Origin of the sequence: Thalassotalea marina, assembly GCF_014656435.1 — a bacterium.
Lineage (GTDB): Bacteria > Pseudomonadota > Gammaproteobacteria > Enterobacterales > Alteromonadaceae > Thalassotalea_C > Thalassotalea_C marina.
The window spans coordinates 117,798-134,502 of the sequence record NZ_BNCK01000004.1 but is presented as its reverse complement, the minus strand read 5'-3'; the positions used below and the strand labels follow the sequence as shown (position 1 = coordinate 134,502).

The window sequence follows — 16,705 nt, the reverse complement described above, 5'->3', positions numbered from 1 at the left end:
CAAAAAAAACGCCACTAAGGGCGCTTTTTTCTTATTTAAAACCGAATTATTTTACGGCTTTCTATTTTCCCAAAAATCAGCATTCTTTATGCCTAGAGCTTTAGGATCGAAGGTAAATTTCTCTACACCTTCTTTTTGTTGTCTTTCATAATCGTTCAGTGCTTTTAACGCAGGTTTCGACATGATGAAAATGATGATGATACCCACAATGTTAAGCCATGCCATAATACCAACACCAACGTCGCCCATACCCCAAGCTGCATTAGGTTGTGCAACGGTGCCATAAAACACTGCACACATAATACACACTTTTAATAAAAAGCGTAGTGCTGGCATTTTGATAGTACGGTTGATGTAAGAAACATTATTTTCTGCAATAAAGTAGTAGGCAAGTACCGTAGTAAATGCAAAGAAAAATAATGCAATAGCGATAAATGGCTTACCTACACCTTGTAGTACACTATCAACTGCAAGTTGTGTAAATCCTGGACCGTTGATCACTGTTTCAGCGGCAACATTTTGTACTAAGAAGGTTGTGCTACCTTCTGGCATCACATTGTATTGCTGAGTGATTAGAATCATAAAAGCCGTTGCAGAACATACAAACAAGGTATCAATATAAACAGAGAATGCTTGAACTAAACCTTGTTGAGCTGGATGATCTACTTCAGCAGCAGCTGCGGCATGAGGACCAGTACCTTGACCTGCTTCATTGGAGTAAACACCACGCTTAACACCCCAGCCAATCGCAGCACCAACACCAGCCATTGGCGTAAAGGCATCACTAATAATCAAACTAAAAATACCTGGCAGCATGTCAATATTTAACGCAATGATTGAACAAGCAATGATGATGTAAGCAAGTGCCATAAATGGAACAACGATTTGGGTAAAGCTTGCAATACGCTTAACACCACCAAAAATGATGAAACCTAGTAATAACACAACAAAAGTTGCTGCATATACTTTGGTTAATGCCAGTTCACCCATAAAAGAGTCTACTGTGCCACCTTGCCCAAATACGTTAACTAAAGAATCACCGATACCATTTGACTGTACAACCGGCAATAACACACCACAGGCTAAAATTGTAGCTAACGCGAATATCCACGCATACCATTTTTGTCCCATTGCTTTTTCAATGTAGTAAGCTGGACCACCACGATAAACGCCTAATTCTTCTTCTTTATAGATCTGAGCATTGGTTGATTCTACGTAAGCTGTTGCAGCACCTAAAAAGGCAACAACCCACATCCAAAATACTGCACCTGGGCCACCAAAACCGATAGCGGCAGCAACACCGGCGATATTACCGGTACCAACTCGACCGGACAAAGAAACGGCTAATGCCTGAAAAGAAGAGATCCCCTGCTCTGAACTTTTCCCGGACATCAACAGGCGCCACATTTCTTTAAAATGCCTGACCTGTGCAAAGCGAGTTAATACTGAAAAGAAAATGCCCGCACCTAAACATAAATAGATTAGATATGGGCTCCATATGTACGCGTTCAGCGTATTGACAAGTTGTTCCACTATGGGCTCCTGAAATTATTATAATTATTAAGTTGTTATTTTAAGTTTTCTATTTTTTATCGAAGATCGTCTACAACATGAAAAATTGCAGTTAATACATCACGTCCAAACAAGTGGCTGCGCGCACCAGACCAACCAGTTTCTTCGTCAGGTAATAAGTCGTTATCTTTAAATGGCATTTCTACGGTATAAGCTAAACACTTAAACGTTTCGCCAACCCAGTTAGAACCAACAGTTAAATTAGCTTTACCAGGCTCATCTTTGTCGTAACCTTTTTCGTCTTGAAACTCTGGTGTAATTGCCAATAAAACTTCTTTAAAGCTTTCTTCAAGTAACTTATGTCGCTCATCGTAAGAAGGAATACCTTCGCAACCAGCAACGAAGTTATAAGGCAATGCTTCATCGCCGTGAATATCTAAATGCATATCAACACCGGTTTCTAGCATTTTTTCCCTGACAAAATATACTTCTGGACTCTGTTCTATTGAAGGGTCTTGCCATTCACGGTTTAAGTTAACACCTACAGCGTTGGTACGTAAATGACCACGAATAGAACCATCGGGATTCATGTTTGGCACTAAATAAAAAACAGCACGAGATAATAAACTTCTAGCTACTCCGTCATCCGGATCTAGCAGCCTTTCGATAAAACCTTCCATAAACCACTCAGCCATGGTTTCGCCTGGATGTTGACGGGCTGTCAACCAAATTACTGGCTTACCTTCAGCTTCTTGGCCTATTTTTAATACCGAAATGTCATTGCCATCAATTGTTTGGCCAACAACCTGTAACTGGCATTCGTCACTTAGTTGTGCATTGTGAAGTAAGTTTTGGTGTCTTTCGTAGCTATAAGGAGCAAAATAAGCAAAATATACGCTGTCGTATTCTGGGGTAAATCGAATAGTAAGGTTTTGACCATCAAATGAAGTTGGTACTCTAAACCAATGCTCTCTGTCGTATGATGCTACTGCTTGATACTCAGTCCATCCTTCCAAATAAGCTGATTGCCCAGCATTTGTTATTGTTAAAACATGTTCACTGCGTTCATTGTTATGCAGTTTAAAGTGAAACCATTGGTAAAAGTCTGATTGATTATCCTTGCGAATGGCAAGCTGAATATTATCAGCACTAGAAGCTTCGATAACCTCAATATTACCACTGTCGAATTGTGAAGAAATTTGCATAGCAGCTTTATATAAAAATTTGATGAAAGACTAAGTGTACACAATCAAGCTCAAGATCAGAAGGGCTAAAGTGATCTTAAATAAAGACCTATTTCAGTAGAATATCCCATAGATTTATTCACAATCGTATTTTCTTCGTTTAACACGTAATAGCTTGGATAGCCTGTGATTTGAAAGTCATGCTTAACTTTTTCATTTCCGTAAACAACGGGAAATGTTAACTCATGGCGTGCAACAAAGTTGTCAATTTCCTCTTTTTCCATGAAATCTAATCCGATAGCAATAACGTTAATGTTCGGATTTTTTTGATAAGTTTGCTGCAAATTGGCAATGCTGACATGACAAACTGAACACCAGGGAGCAAAAAAGTACAATATGGTTCTTTTATTTGTTGCCAAATTTACCTTGTCACCCACGGTAGAATCTAACACATATTGGTTTTCGACCACTTGAGTGTCAGTCGATAACATACTGGTTTCTCTGATCATTGAGATCACTTGAAAAATAACAACAAAGATGACGATTTGAATAACAAAGCTACGCAAGAGGAATTCCTATATAACAACAATGTCCTGCTTTAAAAGACCTGCGCTTGATCTAATTAATTTCTATATAATAAAAAAAGTCCGGCGATATTGCCGGACTTCGTTAATTAACCTATTTTGGTTAAGCCTTTCATATATGGCTGCAATACTTCTGGTATTTCTATGCTGCCATCTTCTTGCTGGTAGTTTTCTAATACAGCAACAAGTGTACGACCCACAGCTAAACCTGAACCATTTAATGTATGTAACAATTCTGGTTTGTTCGTTTCGCTGTTACGGTATCTAGCCTGCATTCTTCTGGCTTGGAAATCACCCATGTTTGAACAAGATGATATTTCGCGATAGGTATTTTGTGCAGGCAACCAAACTTCAATATCAAATGTTTTTGTTGCACTAAAACCGATGTCACCAGTACATAACACGACTGTACGGTATGGCAAGCCAAGTTTCTCTAAGATTTTCTCGGCGTGACCAGTTAATGCTTCTAAAGCATCCATTGATTCTTCTGGCTTAACCAGTTGTACCATTTCAACTTTGTCAAACTGATGCTGACGTATTAAACCACGTATGTCACGGCCTGATGAGCCCGCTTCACTTCGAAAACATGGCGTATGTGCACACATTTTTATTGGTAATAGCGCTTCGTCAACAATTTCGTCACGCACTAAATTGGTTAATGGCACTTCGGCAGTTGGAATTAAAGAAAACTGACGATTTGCTAGATCCGTATGAAAAAGGTCTTCGCCAAATTTTGGTAACTGGCCGGTACCGTATAGTGAATCATGGTTAACCAAGTAAGGGACATACATTTCTTCGTAACCATTTTCTTCTGTATGTACATCAAGCATAAACTGCGCTAATGCACGGTGAAGTTTGGCAATACCACCACGCATAACGGCAAATCGAGTACCCGCTAATTTTGCACCACTTTCAAAGTCTAAACCTTTATCTAGCGCTGTCGCTAAATCAACATGGTCTTTTACGTCAAAATTGAATTCACGTGGTGTACCCCAACGTTTAACTTCTACGTTATCATCTTCACTTTCACCGTCAGGCACTGACTCGTGAGTTAAGTTTGGTACACTTGCTGCGATATCTTGAATTTGAGCAAGTACTTTATCTTGTTCTTCTTTTGCAGCTTCTAGCTCATCACCTAACTTACCAACTTCAGCAAGTAAAGGCTGGATGTCTTCACCGCGTGCTTTAGCTTGACCAATGGATTTAGAGCGGGTGTTGCGTTGGTTTTGTAATTCTTGAGTTTTAACTTGTATCGCTTTACGTTGTTCTTCTAATTGCGTTAATAAAGCAGTGTCTAAAACAAAACCACGTTTAGCTAATTGCGTTGCTGTCGCTTCTATATCTGTTCTGAAAAATTTTGCATCAAGCATTTGTTATCACGTCTTTTAAGTTATTTGTTGAAAAATGTTACTAAATACATACCTAACGCTGCTGCGCCAATACACAAACATACATTAAGTAAAATGTTAAGCGCGGCTTTGACTAAATACCCTTGCTGAAGTAGCAATAAAGTATCGACCGAAAACGTTGAAAACGTCGTAAACGCGCCTAAAAAACCAATTCCAATTAGTGTTCTATAAACATGCACTTCAATAATGCCTTGTTCAATTAATCCGTATAAAACACCCATGATCAGTGAACCGGAAATATTAACCGCCAACGTCGCAAAAGGGAATCCCTTTCCTAGCCAATTTAGCATTAATTGGTAAATAAAAAAGCGAAAGCTTGCGCCAAACGCTCCACCTAAGGCAACTAATGTATATAAAGTTACGTTACTAATAGCGATGCTCATCAGATTGCTCGTTTAGTTGGCGTAAAAAGTTAAGCTTTTCGGTGAGTTGTTTTTCTAACCCACGATCAGTCGGTTGATAAAGTGAAGTCGATTGCAATGCTGGTGGGAAATAACATTCCCCTGCAGCAAATGCATGTTCTTCATTGTGTGCATAACGATAACCATCACCATGGCCTAATTCTTTGGTAATTTGACTGGTTGAATTTTTTAAATGAAAAGGCACGTCCAAATCACTCGTTTCTTTGGCCAACGCCAGTGCTGCTTTAAATGCTGCATACACGGCATTACTTTTCGGCGCTAAAGCCATGTAAACCGTTGCTTGTGCTATTGCCCTTTCACCTTCTGCTGGGCCTACTCGATGAAAAGTATCCCAAGCGTTAATTGCCAGTTGCATTGCCCTAGGATCAGCATTGCCAATATCCTCGCTCGCAATAGCCAATAACCTTCTTGCCACGTAGAGTGGATCACCACCACCAGTTAAGATTCTGGCATACCAGTATAACGCTGCGTCGGGATCGGAGCCTCTAACCGATTTATGAAAAGCACTGATCAAGTCGTAAAAAGCATCACCACCTTTGTCATAAAGAGGAATTTTATCTCCTGCGACCTGTTTAACAATGTCAGCATCGAGCATACACACGTTGTTGGCGATATTTGCCAAATCTAAACAATTGTCAATCAGATTCAGTAAGCGTCTCGCATCACCATCGGCCAAATTAATTAATAAACTGTGCGCTTGTTCGTTTAGCTGTAATGTTAATTGTCTATTTTGTGCCAGATAGTTAATGGCTCGATTAATTACCTGCGCTAAATCGTCTTTGGTTAGTTTTTTTAACGTATAAACGCGTGCGCGTGAAAGTATTGCCTGATTTAATTCAAATGCTGGGTTTTCCGTAGTTGCACCTATAAAAACAATGGTGCCATCTTCAATAAAAGGCAAAAAAGCGTCTTGCTGACTTTTATTAAAACGATGTACTTCATCAACAAATAACACTGTGCGTTGCTGACGATGTATGGCTCTGTCTTTAGCTCGAGCAATTGCCTCTCGAATATCTTTAATACCCGATGTGACGGCAGAAATTCGTTCTATTTCAGCATTAGCGTGAGTCGCGATTAACTCTGCTAGCGTTGTTTTACCAGTACCAGGTGGCCCCCAAAAGATGACAGAATGGCACTTACCACTTTTAATGGCGAGGTTTAACGGTTTGCCCTCGGCCAAAATATGGCTTTGGCCAACATACTGGTCAAGTGTATTGGGCCTAAGCTGTGCAGCCAGAGGCAAAAACTCTTGGTTTTGTTCAAAGTGCAAATCCAATTCACCGTTAGCGTTGGTCATCTACATCTATACCTTCAGGAACCGTAAAGACAAACTGGCTTGCCGGTATGGAAGTTTTACTGTCAAAATTGCTCAGTGTGATCACGCTTTTTTGACCGGTAGCGTCAGTAAATGCAAAGCTTGAAAGCTTTGCTCTATTAGGCGTAAAAGTTAAGTCTAAAGACGTAATTCGGCTATCAGGAAGTAAACTAGTAATCGCAAAAGAATCACTCGATGTTTGAGATACCTGATAATTTTGCCACTGCGACATATCTGTTGATGTTAACAGCAAAATCGGTGTATTGGCGATAGAGTCGTTAACCGAATAAGCAGTAGCTTGCTCGACAAAAGGATCGTAAAACCATAATGTGTCACCATCAGAAACAATCGTGGTTTCGTCTGGAGATTGCGTTTGCCAGAACACCAAATTAGGTTTTTTAACCGCTAAAGTTCCTGAGCTTGGCTTTAAATTTGTGCCGTCTTCAGCGATTACTTGTTGATTAAAATCTGCAGAAAATTGGCTGATTAATGCCAACTTTTCGATGAGGCGTTGTTTATCTTGGGAAATAGTAATCGCTTGGTTTTCGCTTTTCACCTTTTCAACCGTGTCTGCGGCTAACAAAGGCAAAGAATAACAAGCTGTAGCTGACATGATACTTACAGCTACAGTAGTGAAAATTTTGTTCATTTTTTAGTTCCTAACTGGCGGCGGAGCCAATACTTCTCTTGCGCCGTTGTGGCCTGGCGCGCTCACTACACCTTGAGACTCCATATCTTCTACGATACGAGCTGCACGGTTATAACCAATTCTAAATTTACGCTGGATACTTGAAATCGACACACGACGTGTTTCTGTTACAAAAGCTAGCGCTTCGTCGTATAGAGGATCAAGCTCTGCGTCTTCACTTGCTTCCGCCATTTCGCTTGGTAGTAACACGTCTTGCTCACTATCGCCTGATAAAATATCTTCAATATAGTTTGGCTCAGCACGCGATTTCCAATCTGATACCACAGCATGTACTTCATGGTCATCAACAAAAGCACCGTGTACTCGAATTGGAATGGCTTCACCAGGTGGTAGATAGAACATATCCCCCATACCTAACAACTGCTCTGCCCCTTGTTGATCCAATATAATGCGAGATTCAATTCGTGATTGAACACGCAGTGCCATACGCGTTGGAATGTTAGCTTTGATTAAACCGGTAATAACATCGGCAGACGGACGCTGTGTCGCCAATATTAAATGTATGCCAGCAGCACGCGCTTTTTGTGCAATACGGGCAATTAACTCTTCTACCTTTTTACCCACAATCATCATCATGTCGGCAAACTCATCAACAACAATAACAATGGATGGTAGCTTTTCTAACGTTGGTGGTGTCTGTGTAAATGCGTCTGTTGGTTGCCAAAGTGGATCAATAATTGGCTCACCAGCATCAATAGCCGCTAACACCTTCTCGTTATAGCCTTTTAAGTTTCTAACACCCAATTTAGACATTAACTGATAGCGGCGCTCCATTTCCCCAACACACCAACGCAGCGCGTTAGCAGCTTCTTTCATGTCAGTGACAACTTCTGACAATAAATGAGGAATGCCATCGTATACCGATAATTCAACTTGTTTTGGATCTATCATGATCATTCGTACATCTTGTGGCGTAGACTTGTACAAGATACTAACAATCATTGTATTAACGGCAACTGACTTACCAGCACCTGTTGTACCAGCAACAAGCAAGTGTGGCATTTTTGCTAAATTCGCAACAACAGGCTGACCAGAAATATCACTACCAATGCCCATAGCAAGCGATGATTTAGACTCTTCAAACGCTTTGCAACGCAACACATCAGCAAAATAGACTGTTTCTCGGTATTTGTTTGGCAATTCAATACCAATAACAGACTTACCTTCGATGACTTCAACTACACGCACACTTTTAGCCGATAAAGAACGCGCGATATCTTTAGATAAATTGGTAATTTTACTCACTTTAACGCCAGGAGCTAAATCTAGCTCAAACCTTGTGATTACAGGGCCTGGGAATACATCGACTACATCAGCTTTAACACCAAACTCTTGTAATTTAGCTTCTACTAAGCGACTAACTTGATCTAACTCTTCTTGAGAAATAGGATGTTGCTTTTTGTTTGGTTTATCTAATAAAGATAACGATGGCAGGCCCATTTCCTCTACTGAGTTAGATTTAGCAGGCTGATTTTTAACAACCGGTTCGTCTTCTGCTACATCTAACTTATCTACAGGCTCAAATGCTGCGGCAATTTCGTCGGCACTGACATGTTCTTGAACATTAAATGCCATTGGTTCACCAATCAGATCATCAATTGGCACAAAAGGCTCTACATCGTCGTCAAGGTGGTATGAAATATCGTCTTTACTTTCAGCAAAAGCAGATTCATCTTCTGGCGTGGTTATTTCATCTAAGTCTGCATGGAACTCTGATTCTTGTTCTATTGCAGGAGCATCGTCAACGCTGTGTGATATTTGATCAATTTGGTGATCGGGTACCAATTTATTTTGTAATTTATCTTCTTTAATTGGTTTTTCGCGTTGTTCACTGGTACCAAATTTTTCTGTTACCCATGCTGGGAAGTGTGTAAGCGACATCGCACCTGCGATAGCGTACTCCCCTACTTTGTCAATTACCTTTAGTAACGAAATGCCGGTCAGTAACACAAACCCTGTGCCTAAGCACATTAAAAACAATAAAGTACTACCAACAAATGACAAATAAGGCAAAGCGCCTTGGCTGATCACATCACCAACAATTCCACCGGCTGAGAAATAAAACACATCGTCAAAATTCATACTAGCGATCGCTGTTATGCCAATAAACATCATGATGAAGCCGATAAATTTAAGACCAAGCGTCAAATAGTCTATTTGCATTAAACGATAGTACTTTTGAAACATTAACCAACCAGTTAATGCGATAACAAATGGTAAGCTATACGCAACGAGGCCAAATAGATTTAATAGCAAATCTGAGATAAACGCACCTACAGCTCCACCTAGATTAAGTATTGGAGTTTGATATCCAGTTTGAGACCAGCCAGGATCGGCCGGGTTAAAACTGTACAGCGCCATCATCAAGTACATAGCAAAAATGCACGTTGTTAATAAGCCTGCTTCTAATAGGCGTTGAACACCGTTAAGTTTTGGGGTTTGCATCGCTTGGTCGGACAATCTGTTTCTCAATGACTAACTAAATATGTAATGTATGTAAAATATCAAACTATCTGTGCAGAATAAATGCCTTAGCGTTTAATTGGTAGGATATTAGACGATTTTACCTCTTCCATAACCACATAGGTTCTACTTTCACTTACAGAAGGAAGCTTTAATAAGGTATCACCTAATAATTCTCGATAGGCTGCCATATCTGTTACCCGCGTTTTTAACAGAAAATCAAAATCACCTGACACTAGATGGCATTCTTGGATCACTTCCAAATTTTGTACTGACCGCGAAAACTCGTCAAACACGTCAGGACTAGTACGCATTAACGTAATCTCCACAAATACTAACAGTGCAGCTTCTAATTTCATCGGGTTCAATTCAGCTTTGTATCCCGTGATATAGTTTTCAGATTCTAGCCTCTTTACTCTTTCTAAACAGGGAGTTGGGCTGAGACCTACACGTTTTGATAGTTCTACATTAGATAGTCGTCCATCACGTTGTAATTCAAATAAAATATTTTTATCGATACGGTCAAGTTTACGCTCATTTTCACTCATAGGTTTATAATTCTCTTTTACTTCGCACTTTTATAGTTTTTTATTCTATTAAAATCGATAATACCACAGGTTATTCTGATAAGACCCTACTATACTAGCACCATATTTCAACAGAGAAAAAGCTAAGAGCATTAAATTATGATAATTGGTGTACCTAAAGAAATTAAAAACCATGAATACCGTGTTGGCATGGTGCCTGGCAGCGTTAGAGAATTGATCGCGCATGGCCATCAAGTTGTTGTAGAAACAGAAGCTGGCAGTGGTATCGGTTTTAGTGACCAAGATTATATCGACGCAGGTGCGTCAATTTTGCCAGCTGCAAGCGACGTGTTTGCTCAAGCTGACATGATTGTTAAAGTAAAAGAACCACAAGCTGTTGAGCGTGCAATGTTACGCGAAGGTCAAATCCTATTTACTTACCTTCACTTAGCACCTGATTTACCTCAAACACAAGACTTAGTGAAAAGTAACGCTATTTGTATCGCATACGAAACAGTAACTGATAATAACGGTGGTTTACCGCTATTAGCTCCAATGTCAGAAGTTGCTGGCCGTATGTCAATTCAAGCAGGCGCTCAAGCATTAGAAAAATCAAATGCTGGTCGCGGTATGTTACTAGGTGGTGTTCCTGGTGTTGAACCAGCTAAAGTTGTCATTATCGGTGGCGGTATGGTTGGTGCTAACGCAGCGAAAATGGCTGTAGGCATGGGTGCTGAAGTTGTTGTACTTGACCGCAACGTGAATGTTTTACGTAAGTTAGACGACCAATTTGGTAACCGTATTAAAGCGGTTTATTCAACAGCTGACGCGTTAGAAAAACACGTATTAGAAGCTGACTTAGTTATTGGTGGTGTTTTAATCCCAGGCGCAGCTGCTCCTAAGTTAGTGACTAAAGAGCACATCAAAAACATGAAGCCTGGTTCTGCAATCGTTGACGTTGCAATCGACCAAGGTGGTTGTATTGAAACTTCTACTCCAACTACTCACGCTGAGCCTACGTTCATTGTTGATGACGTTGTTCACTACTGTGTTGCAAACATGCCAGGTGCGGTACCACGTACTTCAACGTTTGCATTAAACAACGCGACTTTACCTTACATTATTCAACTAGCGAATAAAGGTTACAAGCAAGCACTTAACGATAACAAGCACCTATTAAACGGCTTAAACGTTATTGCTGGTAAAGTAACAGTTAAAGAAGTTGCTGAAAACTTAGGTTTTGAATACGTTGCACCAGAAGTAGCGTTAAACGCGTAATTTTCATAGTGATTTATAAAAAAGCCAAGCTTTTACGCTTGGCTTTTTTTATACTAAATACCTTTAGATAAAATTCTACATAAGTGGCAATGCAAAGCTCAACATAATCAGTACGATATGTGGAAATGCGACTGTTGGCCTTAATGCATTAGTTAAATAAGCTTTAATTAAACCAAAAGTACCTGGTCGTGACTTAGTAAAAGTTACATTAAATTGAAAAGCCTTGTCCGCTTCACCATTGATAATAGCTTGTTCAATTTCGATTAATCTAACTTCATGCCGAGACTGAAAAGTTTTCCAAATTGCATCTTGCAACCATAAACAAGATAAAATCAAGGCAACAGGTAAACCGTAAACGCCATTGATCACACCAATAAATAATAAAGCCACAGCAACTAGTTTAATTAGTAGCGATAATGACTCAAAATTATCATTGGCTGATTGCAAAACGCGCCATTCTTGTTGCAATCCATTTAATTCCATATGTTTCCTAGTTAATTCTGTTTTACCAATAGTTATAAGTACTTACAGCTATTGATAAAAAAACTAAATTGTCGGGCAAGCTTATCAAGCATTGTTATCTAAGCCAATACTGCTTACTAAAACAAGCAATAAAAAGAGCGCTTATTAGCGCCCTATTTAATTAACTTGCTAGAGAAGCTCGCATTTTGTGAAGTTTTTTGTAGCTTTCTATTAATCGCTGATGTTTATCTAATCCTTCAAGCGCCATACTAGTTGGCGTTAAACCATAGAATTTTACATCACCGTTTATTGAGCCTATAACATTATTGATGACTTCTTCGCCATACATGCGGGTAAACGCAGTAAGATAATCTTCAATTTCTAGATCGTCATTTAGTGCAACTTCCAATGTGGCGTGCATAGCTTGATAGAACAGACCTCGTTCAACAGTATTGTCGTTGTATTGTAAAAACTCACCAACCAACTCAATTGCTTCTTCAATTTCACCAAGAGCTAAGTAAATTAAGATCTTTAATTCCAGGATGGTTAACTGGCCCCACACCGTATTTTCATCAAATTCGATACCAATTAGCGTGATTATATCGATATAGTTATCAAGTTGGCTTTCCTCTAAACGTTCAACCAAATCTGCTAACTGTTCATCGCTAAGTTTATGAATGTTTAGAATATCTTCTCGATAGTTCAGCGCTTTGTTGGTATTGTCCCAAATAAGATCTTCAACTGGGTACACTTCTGAATAATCAGGAACCAAAATTCGACAAGCAGTGCCTAAACCAGTGAATTCAGCAACATAAGCTTCTTTACCTAATGTTTCTAGTATGCCAAATAAGGTTGCACATTCTTGTTCGTTGCTGCCTGAAAAATCCCATTCTACAAATTCAAAGTCATGTTTAGCGCTAAAAAATCGCCAAGAAATCACACCTGTCGAATCAATAAAGTGTTCAACAAAATTTTCAGGCTCTGAAACCGCCATACTATTAAAAGTTGGTTTTTGTACATCGTTTAAGCCTTCAAAACTTCTCCCTTGTAAAAGCTCAGTTAAACTTCGCTCTAATGCCACCTCTAGACTTGGGTGAGCACCAAACGACGCAAACACACCACCAGTTTTTGGGTTCATCAAGGTAACACACATCACTGGGAATCGACCGCCAAGAGATGCATCTTTAACAACGACCGGAAATCCTTGCTCTTCCAGCCCTTTGATACCTTCAACAATACTTGGGTATTTGGCTAAAACAGACTCAGGTACGTCAGGCAATACTAATTCTTGTTCGATAATTTCACGCTTAACAGCACGTTCAAAAATCTCTGACAAACATTGAACTTTTGCTTCTTCGAAGTTGTTGCCCGCACTCATGCCGTTACTTAAAAATAAGTTTTCCACTAAGTTTGACGGGAAATATACGGTTTCGCCGTCAGAATGGCGCGTGTAAGGAATAGAAACAATACCACGTTCAACATTACCTGAATTGGTATCAATTAGATGCGAACCGCGCAACTCTCCTTCTGGATCGTAAATATCTAAACAGTACTCATCTAAAATTTCAGTTGGCAATTCATCGTTAGGACCTGGTTTAAACCATTTTTCATTAGGGTAATGCACAAAGTCGCTATTGGCGATCTCTTGACCTAAATATTGATCATTATAAAAGAAGTTACAGTTTAAACGCTCGATAAACTCGCCTAGCGCTGAGCAAAGTGCACTTTCTTTTGTTGCTCCTTTACCATTCGTGAAACACATTGGTGAGGCTGCATCTCGAATGTGCAGAGACCATACGTGTGGCACTATATTACGCCATGAAGCAATTTCAATTTTCATGCCCAAACCGGCCAAAATTTCAGTCATATTGGCGATGGTTTGCTCAAGTGGTAAGTCCTTTCCAAGAATAAACGTGCTGTGATCTTCGTCTGCATCAACCATTAACATGGCTTGTGCGTCTTGATCTAAATTTTCGACCGTTTCTATTTTAAATTCAGGGCCGGTTTGAATGACTTTTTTAACCGTACAACGCTCAACAGAACGCAAAATACCTTGGCGGTCTTTGTCAGAAATATGTTCTGGTATTTCCACCTGAATTTGGAAGATTTGGTTATACCTGTCTTCAGGATCAACAATATTATTTTGAGAAAGCCTAATACCTTCAGTCGAAATATCCCGAGAATTACAGTAAACCTTAATAAAATACGCAGCACATAACGCTGATGAAGCAAGGAAATAGTCGAATGGGCTTGGCGCTGAACCATCACCTTTATAACGAATGGGTTGATCTGCAATGACGGAAAAGTCATCAAACTTGGCTTCAATTCGCAAGTTATCGAGAAAATTTACTTTAATTTCCATGGTGGATTCCAACTTTGGCGCGTTAATCAGCATAATTCAACATTTACATGTTTATGCCAATTAATCGATATAAAAACTTGCTGGTAATTATCCTTGTTTTAAGGCAAATAGTCTTGGATTAATTTAGAAACCTTTGTTGGAAGTAATAATAAATATTGATAAGAATTTAAATCCAGTCAGTGGCTATCATTAACTTTGATACGGAATAGGAATTTTTTCTACACTAACATTATTGTTTTCATGAACAATGACGGCATGATTTCGCTCTACTTTTTGCCAACCATGAGAAGTTTCTGATAATGGCTCTGAACAAATGATTACGTTATTTCCAATACCATGCTCGACCAAAATATCATCTTTGTTATGGTCGTATTCAAAACACCCTTTGCAATAAAAAAGTGAAGCGGGTTGTTTATGTTGATCTGTGGCAAATCGTGTCGCTACAATCGTTGAACCGTCGCTCACAGCAAAGTTAATAAATGCATTAGTATTTGCACCTACCTCTACTCTATAAGCAACAATGCGTTTTATCGTTTCGTATAATCCTTGTTTGAGTTGTTCGGGTGATAAATTTTCTGCAAAATTAATTACATCCATAAACAAAGCAAATGCATATTCTGAATCCGTATTGCCTTTGATCAGGTTAAATGCTTTATCTGATAAGCCATTTAAAATATTTCGTTTAAATTTAGTGAACTGATCTAACCGACCATTGTGCATAAACATGTATCGACCAGAAGTAAACGGATGACAATTGCTTTGCGACACAGGCATACCTTTGGAAGCGTCACGAACATGAGCAAAAAAATGTTCACTGCTCACTTTTGACGTTAATTGAATTAAGTTTTGGTTACTCCAAGCAGGTTCAATACTGACGATACGAGCAGGTTCTGGATCATCATGCAGCGGATACCAACCAACGCCAAAACCATCACCATTTACTGGTAGCAGGCGTTTTTTAGACTCTTTACTTTGTACAATGAGTGAATTCGCCGGGGCAATCACCAATTTATTCATGGTGATGGCTTCTCCTTTGTAAATGACAAATCGACACATGTTTTATCCACCTATCTCTGATTATTAATATGCTGTTTTAACGTCAATTATGACTATGTCTACTTATAGTCAACTTTCCCATTAACACCTCTTGGCAAAGCGAGTAGATGTTAATGTTTAATGTCCTCTTTAATTTCTTCATCGTCTGATACAAGAAGTTGTTCTTGCGCAGTTGATTCTTCAATTCGCGGGTCCATGGAAGCGGCAAGTGGCGAAGCCGTAATGTCTGAAGGCGTTACCACATAGTCACTTTCTTTTGGTTTTTCTCGTTTTTGAATTGAGTTTATGCCAGTAAGCAATGCAAACATGAATACCGTTAATGCCGATATGGCGCCATAAAGTGCTTGGTGCCCTACCATTTCCATCAGCTGTGCAATAACGGATAATCCTATAGCTGCGCCGATACCAAAAGCCATTAATAACGCCGAAGAAACACCCACTCGATATTCATCGGTAATACGTGAGTTTGCTAACGCCGAAGAAAGTGGATACAAGGTAAAAGCAAACAAACCAAAGGTGAATGTAGCAACTAATAACATCGGATGTGCCGAGGAGTTTAACGCCATAAACAAAGAAATAGCGCCAATAAACACCGTGTTTATACGAATTAACACACTGCGTTTGAACTTATCAGACAATATCCCCATAGGCCATTGTGCTAATAGACCCGCACCGATAGTTAACGACATAAATAAAGCAATATCGTTAGTACTAAACCCACTCTCTTTTGCAAATACCGGTGCCAAACCATAAAAGCTACCGTTGATGATCCCTGCACATAGCACAGCCGTGAGTGATTGTGGCACTTCTTTGAAATAACTAAAAAAGCCAATTGTTACAGGTTTTAGCGGCTTAGGGTGAATTCTACGTGTTGTTGCAATAGGAACAATGCCAAATGATACAGCAATGCAAACAAGTAAAAGTGGTGCAAGCCCAAGCTCCGGAAATTGTGATAAAGCGTATTGACCGCCAATCATGCCAAGGTAAGAAGTGATCATATACATGGAAAACACTCTACCCCTATTTTCGGGTGCCGCTTGTTCGTTAAGCCAACTTTCAAGCACCATGTAATTACACATCATGCCAATACCAACGGTAATACGCAGTACTAACCAAAAATAAATATTATCAGTTAAACCATGCATAGCTACACAGGCTATTACCACGGCGGTGCTGGCAGAGAATGTTCGAATATGACCAACGCTTTTAATAAAGTAATAACCAATTTTGGCGCCAAATAACAAACCAAAATAATACGCAGAGGTCATCAAACCCACCCAAAAGGTAGAGATTTGATGTTGGGTTAAATACAGTGCTAAGTAAGTAGTGAGTAAACCTGTTCCACCTACTAAAAATAAGTTTGTTAGGTAGAGAGAAATGAATGCCCGCATTAAAACTGCTCACTATATCAAAACTAAGTGT

General features: G+C 39.4%; 14 protein-coding genes. 1 reads left to right on the top strand and 13 read right to left on the bottom strand.

Annotated features, from left to right (window positions below; translation table 11 throughout):
- Nucleotides 1-51: 51 nt before the first annotated feature.
- From IE199_RS09830 to lrp, 9 genes are all read right to left on the bottom strand, one after another.
- Nucleotides 52-1,533 carry an alanine/glycine:cation symporter family protein gene (locus tag IE199_RS09830; RefSeq protein WP_189769833.1) on the bottom strand — a complete coding sequence of 494 codons (1,482 nt, stop codon included), beginning with the start codon at nucleotides 1,531-1,533 and terminating at the stop codon, nucleotides 52-54.
- A 56-nt stretch (nucleotides 1,534-1,589) separates the two neighbouring features.
- Complete coding sequence (locus IE199_RS09825; protein WP_189769831.1) at nucleotides 1,590-2,717, bottom strand: M14 family metallopeptidase; 1,128 nt, start codon at nucleotides 2,715-2,717, stop codon at nucleotides 1,590-1,592.
- 65 nt (nucleotides 2,718-2,782) lie between these two features.
- Nucleotides 2,783-3,262 carry a TlpA family protein disulfide reductase gene (locus IE199_RS09820; protein ID WP_229854644.1) on the bottom strand — a complete coding sequence of 160 codons (480 nt, stop codon included), beginning with the start codon at nucleotides 3,260-3,262 and terminating at the stop codon, nucleotides 2,783-2,785.
- A gap of 107 nt (nucleotides 3,263-3,369) precedes the next feature.
- Entirely contained in the window at nucleotides 3,370-4,650 is a 1,281-nt protein-coding gene (serS, locus tag IE199_RS09815; RefSeq protein ID WP_189769829.1) for a serine--tRNA ligase, read from the bottom strand.
- 20 nt (nucleotides 4,651-4,670) lie between these two features.
- The gene (gene crcB, locus IE199_RS09810) at nucleotides 4,671-5,072 is read right to left on the bottom strand and encodes a fluoride efflux transporter CrcB (protein ID WP_189769827.1); all 402 of its coding nucleotides are present in this window, start codon (nucleotides 5,070-5,072) and stop codon (nucleotides 4,671-4,673) included.
- Nucleotides 5,056-6,408 (bottom strand): replication-associated recombination protein A, encoded by a 1,353-nt coding sequence (locus IE199_RS09805; protein WP_189769825.1) that lies wholly within the window; start codon nucleotides 6,406-6,408, stop codon nucleotides 5,056-5,058. The genes crcB and IE199_RS09805 overlap by 17 nt, the downstream gene beginning before the upstream one ends.
- Complete coding sequence (gene lolA, locus IE199_RS09800; RefSeq protein WP_189769823.1) at nucleotides 6,395-7,075, bottom strand: outer membrane lipoprotein periplasmic chaperone LolA; 681 nt, start codon at nucleotides 7,073-7,075, stop codon at nucleotides 6,395-6,397. The genes IE199_RS09805 and lolA overlap by 14 nt, the downstream gene beginning before the upstream one ends.
- A 3-nt stretch (nucleotides 7,076-7,078) precedes the next feature.
- The gene (locus tag IE199_RS09795) at nucleotides 7,079-9,580 is read right to left on the bottom strand and encodes a DNA translocase FtsK (protein WP_189769815.1); all 2,502 of its coding nucleotides are present in this window, start codon (nucleotides 9,578-9,580) and stop codon (nucleotides 7,079-7,081) included.
- A gap of 86 nt (nucleotides 9,581-9,666) precedes the next feature.
- Entirely contained in the window at nucleotides 9,667-10,146 is a 480-nt protein-coding gene (gene lrp / locus IE199_RS09790; RefSeq protein ID WP_189769807.1) for a leucine-responsive transcriptional regulator Lrp, read from the bottom strand.
- A gap of 138 nt (nucleotides 10,147-10,284) precedes the next feature.
- On the opposite strand from lrp, the gene ald reads away from it, so the two are divergent.
- Entirely contained in the window at nucleotides 10,285-11,403 is a 1,119-nt protein-coding gene (gene ald, locus IE199_RS09785) for an alanine dehydrogenase (RefSeq protein ID WP_189769800.1), read from the top strand.
- Between the two features lie 75 nt (nucleotides 11,404-11,478).
- Here ald and IE199_RS09780 read toward each other — a convergent pair whose 3' ends face one another.
- From IE199_RS09780 to IE199_RS09765, 4 genes are all read right to left on the bottom strand, one after another.
- Nucleotides 11,479-11,886 (bottom strand): hypothetical protein, encoded by a 408-nt coding sequence (locus tag IE199_RS09780; RefSeq protein WP_189769798.1) that lies wholly within the window; start codon nucleotides 11,884-11,886, stop codon nucleotides 11,479-11,481.
- Nucleotides 11,887-12,046: 160 nt separating this feature from the next.
- Entirely contained in the window at nucleotides 12,047-14,227 is a 2,181-nt protein-coding gene (locus IE199_RS09775) for an OsmC domain/YcaO domain-containing protein (RefSeq protein ID WP_189769796.1), read from the bottom strand.
- A 189-nt stretch (nucleotides 14,228-14,416) separates the two neighbouring features.
- The gene (locus tag IE199_RS09770) at nucleotides 14,417-15,283 is read right to left on the bottom strand and encodes a class II glutamine amidotransferase (protein ID WP_189769795.1); all 867 of its coding nucleotides are present in this window, start codon (nucleotides 15,281-15,283) and stop codon (nucleotides 14,417-14,419) included.
- 110 nt (nucleotides 15,284-15,393) lie between these two features.
- Nucleotides 15,394-16,674, bottom strand: coding sequence for an MFS transporter (locus IE199_RS09765; protein ID WP_189769793.1), 1,281 nt, complete (start codon nucleotides 16,672-16,674; stop codon nucleotides 15,394-15,396).
- Nucleotides 16,675-16,705: the final 31 nt, after the last annotated feature.

What these genes read in the sequence shown, in the direction of transcription:
- lrp (WP_189769807.1), bottom strand. Translation starts at nt 10,146, where the DNA reads ATGAGTGAAAATGAGCGTAAACTTGACCGTATCGATAAAAATATTTTA.
- IE199_RS09770 (WP_189769795.1), bottom strand. Translation starts at nt 15,283, where the DNA reads ATGTGTCGATTTGTCATTTACAAAGGAGAAGCCATCACCATGAATAAA.
- lolA (WP_189769823.1), bottom strand. Translation starts at nt 7,075, where the DNA reads ATGAACAAAATTTTCACTACTGTAGCTGTAAGTATCATGTCAGCTACA.
- IE199_RS09825 (WP_189769831.1), bottom strand. Translation starts at nt 2,717, where the DNA reads ATGCAAATTTCTTCACAATTCGACAGTGGTAATATTGAGGTTATCGAA.
- crcB (WP_189769827.1), bottom strand. Translation starts at nt 5,072, where the DNA reads ATGAGCATCGCTATTAGTAACGTAACTTTATATACATTAGTTGCCTTA.
- IE199_RS09795 (WP_189769815.1), bottom strand. Translation starts at nt 9,580, where the DNA reads ATGCAAACCCCAAAACTTAACGGTGTTCAACGCCTATTAGAAGCAGGC.
- serS (WP_189769829.1), bottom strand. Translation starts at nt 4,650, where the DNA reads ATGCTTGATGCAAAATTTTTCAGAACAGATATAGAAGCGACAGCAACG.
- IE199_RS09780 (WP_189769798.1), bottom strand. Translation starts at nt 11,886, where the DNA reads ATGGAATTAAATGGATTGCAACAAGAATGGCGCGTTTTGCAATCAGCC.
- IE199_RS09765 (WP_189769793.1), bottom strand. Translation starts at nt 16,674, where the DNA reads ATGCGGGCATTCATTTCTCTCTACCTAACAAACTTATTTTTAGTAGGT.
- IE199_RS09775 (WP_189769796.1), bottom strand. Translation starts at nt 14,227, where the DNA reads ATGGAAATTAAAGTAAATTTTCTCGATAACTTGCGAATTGAAGCCAAG.
- IE199_RS09805 (WP_189769825.1), bottom strand. Translation starts at nt 6,408, where the DNA reads ATGACCAACGCTAACGGTGAATTGGATTTGCACTTTGAACAAAACCAA.
- ald (WP_189769800.1), top strand. Translation starts at nt 10,285, where the DNA reads ATGATAATTGGTGTACCTAAAGAAATTAAAAACCATGAATACCGTGTT.